Genomic DNA, 4,853 nt, shown 5'->3' on the forward strand with positions numbered 1-4,853 from the left:
CCCGCGGCGGGGGGCGCGCTCGCCGAGCGCGCGCAGCAGGTCCTCGCGGCTGGCGAAGTGCCGGTGCAGGGTGGCGCGGCTCACCCCGGCCGCCTCGGCCAGCTGGGCCATGGAGGCGGTCGGTTCGGCGTTCAGGTGCCGGGTGGCGGCCCCGAGGATCTCTTCTGTGCTTCGCATGCTACCCATCAGCGTCTCGTTTGCGACATTGATGTCTCACTCTAGACGGTCGTGTCAACCGATTAAACGGACGGCGGCGGACGGCCCCCGCCGTATCGCTCGACATCGCTCCACACCGCGCGGCATCGCTCCACATCGCGCGGCATCGCTCCACATGAGGACGGCCCGCACGCCGAGAGAACAGGCGGCGCGTCATGGCGATTGCGGACGAGTCCGCGCGGGTTGTCACGGGCGCCGCGTAGGGTGGTGAGGACACCGGGTCGGCCATCGGCTCCCGGGTTTTCGGGCTGCCCCGAATCGGCTCGCGGCAGGCGACGCCGCGGATTGTTCGGCGGGGCGATGACGTTGCAGGCAGTGATGACGCTTTCTGGACTTGTTGATCTCGCGTACGCCGACGACACGCTGGGCACCGCCCTGGCCAGCCCGGACGACCCCCGGTCCGTCGTCGCGCCGCCGTCCCTGTGGCCGATCCTCGGGGCCGCGCTCTCGCGCGCCCTGCGCAAGGACGACGGGGTCGTGCTGGCCGTGACCGCCACCGCGCGGGAGGCCGAGGACCTCGCCGCCGCGCTGAGCAGCCTCATGGACCCGGACCGGGTCGCGCACTTCCCCGCCTGGGAGACCCTCCCGCACGAGAAGCTCTCGCCGCGCTCGGACACCGTCGGGCAGCGGCTCGCCGTCCTACGGCGGCTGGTCCACCCGGACGCGGACGGAGCGGGGGCCGCCGGGGACGGCGGCGGCTGGTCGGGGAAGTCGGGCCGGCTCGACGTCGTGGTGACGCCGGTCCGGGCCGTCCTGCAACCGATCGTGGCCGGGCTCGCCGACCTGGAGCCGGTGCGGCTGCGGTCCGGCGAGGACGCCGACCTCGACGACGTCGTCCGGCGGCTGGTCGAGGCCGGCTACCACCGCGTCGACCTGGTCGAGAAGCGCGGCGAGATCGCGGTGCGCGGCGGCATCCTGGACGCGTTCCCGCCGACCGAGGAGCACCCGCTCCGGGTCGAGTTCTGGGGCGACACGGTCGAGGAGATCCGCTACTTCAAGGCCGCCGACCAGCGCTCGCTGGAGATCGCGCAGGACGGCCTGTGGGCCCCGCCGTGCCGCGAGCTGCCGCTGACCGACGCCGTCCGGGAACGTGCCAGGACGCTCGCCGCGCGGCACCCCGCGCTGGAGGAGATCCTGCTGCGGATCGCGGACGGCGACACCGTCGAGGGGATGGAGGCGTTCTCGCCCGTCCTCGCCGAGCGCATGGAACTGGTCACCGACCTGCTGCCGAAGGGCTCGGCGCTGCTGGTCTGCGAGCCCGAGCGGATCCGGACGCGGTCCGCCGAGCTCGTCCGCACCAGCCAGGAGTTCCTGGACGCGAGCTGGGTGAACGCGGCGGCGGGCGGCGAGGCCCCGATCGACCTCGGCGCGGCCGCGTTCCGGTCGCTGGAGGAGGTCGTCGAGCACAACGACGCGCTCGGCCTGCACCGCTGGACGGTCTCCGCCCTCACCCAGGAGGACGAGCTCGACCTGCGCGTCCACCCGGCCGAGGCGTACCGGGGCGACACCGCCCGGGTGATGGGCGACCTCAAGGCGTGGATCGACGGCGGCTGGCGGGTCGTCCTGGTCACCGCCGGGCACGGGCCCGCCGAGCGGCTGGTGCAGCTCGTCGGCGAGGAGGGCCTCGGCGCGACGCTCACCGACCTGCCGGACGAGCCGAAGCCGGGCCTGGTGAACGTGGCCACGGGCCTGCTGGAGAACGGGTTCGTCTGGGAGGCGGTGAAGCTCGCCGTCCTCACCGAGACCGACCTGTCCGGGCAGAAGGCGTCCACCAAGGACATGCGGCGCATGCCGTCCCGGCGGCGCGGCGGCGTCGACCCGCTGCAGCTGCGGCCCGGCGACTACGTGGTGCACGAGCAGCACGGCGTCGGCCGGTACGTCGAGATGGTCAGCCGCACCGTGCAGGGCGCGACCCGCGAGTACCTGATCCTGGAGTACGCCAAGAGCGACCGGCTGTTCGTCCCGACCGACCAGCTGGAGGAGCTGACCCGGTACGTCGGCGGCGAGGCCCCGAGCCTGCACCGGCTCGGCGGCGCGGACTGGCAGAAGGCCAAGACGCGGGCGCGCAAGGCGGTCAAGCAGATCGCGGGCGAGCTGATCCGGCTGTACTCGGCGCGGATGGCGAGCCCCGGGCACGCGTTCGGCGCCGACACCCCGTGGCAGCGCGAGCTGGAGGACGCCTTCCCCTACGTGGAGACGCCCGACCAGCTCGCCGCGATCGACGAGGTCAAGTCCGACATGGAGAAGGCCGTCCCGATGGACCGGCTGATCTGCGGCGACGTCGGCTACGGCAAGACCGAGATCGCGGTCCGGGCGGCGTTCAAGGCCGTCCAGGACGGGCGGCAGGTCGCGGTGCTCGTGCCGACGACGCTGCTCGTCCAGCAGCACCTGTCGACGTTCTCCGAGCGGTTCTCGGCGTTCCCGGTCAGCGTGAAGCCGATCAGCCGGTTCCAGACCGAGGGCGAGATCAGGGAGACGCTGGACGGCCTCGCCAAGGGCACGGTGGACGTCGTGGTCGGCACGCACCGGCTGCTGTCGGCGCAGACCCGGTTCAAGAACCTCGGCCTGGTGATCATCGACGAGGAGCAGCGGTTCGGCGTCGAGCACAAGGAGGAGCTGAAGCGGCTGCGCACCCAGGTGGACGTGCTCGCCATGTCGGCGACGCCGATCCCGCGCACCCTGGAGATGGGCCTGACCGGCATCCGCGAGATGTCCACGATCCTCACCCCGCCGGAGGAGCGGCACCCCGTGCTGACCTTCGTCGGGCCCTACGAGGAGAAGCAGATCGCCGCCGCCGTCCGGCGCGAGCTGCTGCGCGAGGGCCAGGTGTTCTTCGTGCACAACCGGGTCCGGTCGATCAACAAGGTCGCCGCGCAGATCAAGCAGCTCGTCCCGGAGGCGCGGGTCGCGGTCGCGCACGGCCAGATGAACGAGCACGAGCTCGAGAAGGTGATGGTCGACTTCTGGGAGAAGAACTTCGACGTGCTCGTGGCCACCACGATCGTCGAGTCCGGCCTGGACGTCCCGAACGCCAACACCCTGATCGTCGACCGCGCCGACATGTACGGCCTGTCGCAGCTCCACCAGCTGCGCGGACGCGTCGGACGCGGCCGCGAGCGCGCCTACGCCTACTTCCTGTACCCGCCGGAGACGCCGCTGACCGAGACCGCGCACGAGCGGCTCGCGACGCTCGCCCAGCACACCGAGATCGGCGCGGGCATGTACGTCGCCATGAAGGACCTGGAGATCCGCGGCGCGGGCAACATCCTCGGCGCGGAGCAGTCCGGGCACGTCGCGGGCGTCGGGTTCGACCTGTACGTCCGGATGGTCGGTGAGGCGGTCCGGGACCTGAAGGAGGGCGGCGCGCGGGCCGAGGAGCTGCCCGAGACCCGGGTCGAGCTGCCGGTCGACGCGCACCTGCCGCACGAGTACATCCCGGGCGAGCGGCTGCGGCTGGACGCCTACCGCCGGATCGCCGCGATCGCCTCCGACGAGGAGATCGCCGCCGTCGCCGACGAGCTGAAGGACCGGTTCGGCCCGCTGCCCGTCCCGGTGCTGAACCTGCTGGAGGTCGCGCGGTTCCGGGCGAAGGCGCGCAGGGCCGGGCTGAGCGAGGTGACCGTCCAGGGGACGTTCATCAAGTTCGCCCCGGTCGAGCTGCCCGACTCGCGCCAGGTCCGGCTGCAGCGGCTCTACCCGAAGAGCCTGCTCAAGCCCGCGACCCGGACGCTGCTCGTCCCCGCGCCGAAGACCAAGCCGCTCGGCGGCACGCCGCTGCGCGACCAGGAGCTGCTGGGATGGGCCACCGACCTGGTCGAGGCGTTGTTCCCCGAACCCGCGCGGGCCTAGGGTGCCGATCATGAAGAAGACGAGGATCACCGCACTCGCGGCGCTGCCGTTGTCGGCCGTGCTGCTGTCGGGCTGCGGCGGCGGGCCGGTGAAGGCGGGCGCGGCGGCGCTGGTCGGCGACGACCGGATCACCGTCGCCGACCTGGACCGGACCGTCCGGGACTGGCAGCCGGAGTTCAAGGCCGACCCCCAGGCCGGCGCCGTCCGCGGCGAGCCGCCGGAGCAGCAGCAGATGGGCACGGACGCGGCGAGCGAGTCCGACGTCCGCGCCACCCTGACCACGCTGGTCTTCCTCCGGATCGGCGACCAGGCGGCCCGGGACAACGGGGTCGAGCCGAGCGGCGGCGACGTCGACCAGGCGCTGGCGCTGATGGACCAGGCCCCGACGTCGAACGCGGTGTCGCTGACCCTCGCCGCCGGCCTGCCGAAGGACCGGGTGCGCGACGTGGCCCGCTTCAACGCCATCCAGCTCCTGCTGATGGACCGGTTCGGCTGGGACCACGCCCCGAACTCCCCGACGGCGCGGCAGGCCACGCAGCAGTTCGACCAGGCGCTGGCCGACGCCGCCAAGAAGCTGAAGGTCCGCGTGAACCCCCGGTTCGGCACGTTCGACCCCGCGAAGGTCACGATCAGCCCGGTCGTGTACCGGCTGTCCGCTACGGAATCAGGTGTGCGTTAACCGATGAGCCTCATCCTGCTCGCGACGTCCCACCGGGTGGCGCCCGGCCTGCTGACCTGGCGCGCCTGGGAGGCGCTGCGCTCGGCCCCGCGCGTGCTGGCGCGCGCCG

The 4,853-nt window shown here is 72.7% G+C and carries 3 protein-coding genes; 2 read left to right on the plus strand and 1 reads right to left on the minus strand.

Annotated elements, in window-relative coordinates; translation table 11 throughout:
- Positions 1-186, minus strand: a 186-nt coding sequence (locus AB0J52_RS27535; RefSeq protein ID WP_500185258.1) for a helix-turn-helix domain-containing protein, incomplete at its 3' end; no start/stop codon positions are given.
- A gap of 348 nt (positions 187-534) precedes the next feature.
- Between AB0J52_RS27535 and mfd the strand changes: the two genes are divergently transcribed.
- Positions 535-4,065, plus strand: a complete 3,531-nt coding sequence (gene mfd, locus AB0J52_RS27540) for a transcription-repair coupling factor (RefSeq protein WP_500185260.1) — start codon at positions 535-537, stop codon at positions 4,063-4,065.
- 10 nt (positions 4,066-4,075) lie between these two features.
- A complete protein-coding gene (locus AB0J52_RS27545; RefSeq protein WP_500185259.1) occupies positions 4,076-4,744 on the plus strand; it encodes a SurA N-terminal domain-containing protein in 669 nt (222 codons plus the stop codon).
- Positions 4,745-4,853 lie beyond the last annotated feature (109 nt).

Origin of the sequence: Spirillospora sp. NPDC049652 (genome assembly GCF_040675125.1) — a bacterium.
Classification (GTDB): Bacteria; Actinomycetota; Actinomycetes; order Streptosporangiales; family Streptosporangiaceae; genus Spirillospora.

Coding starts and splice junctions, on each gene's coding strand:
- mfd (WP_500185260.1), top strand. CDS start 535: ATGACGCTTTCTGGACTTGTTGATCTCGCGTACGCCGACGACACGCTG.
- AB0J52_RS27545 (WP_500185259.1), top strand. CDS start 4,076: ATGAAGAAGACGAGGATCACCGCACTCGCGGCGCTGCCGTTGTCGGCC.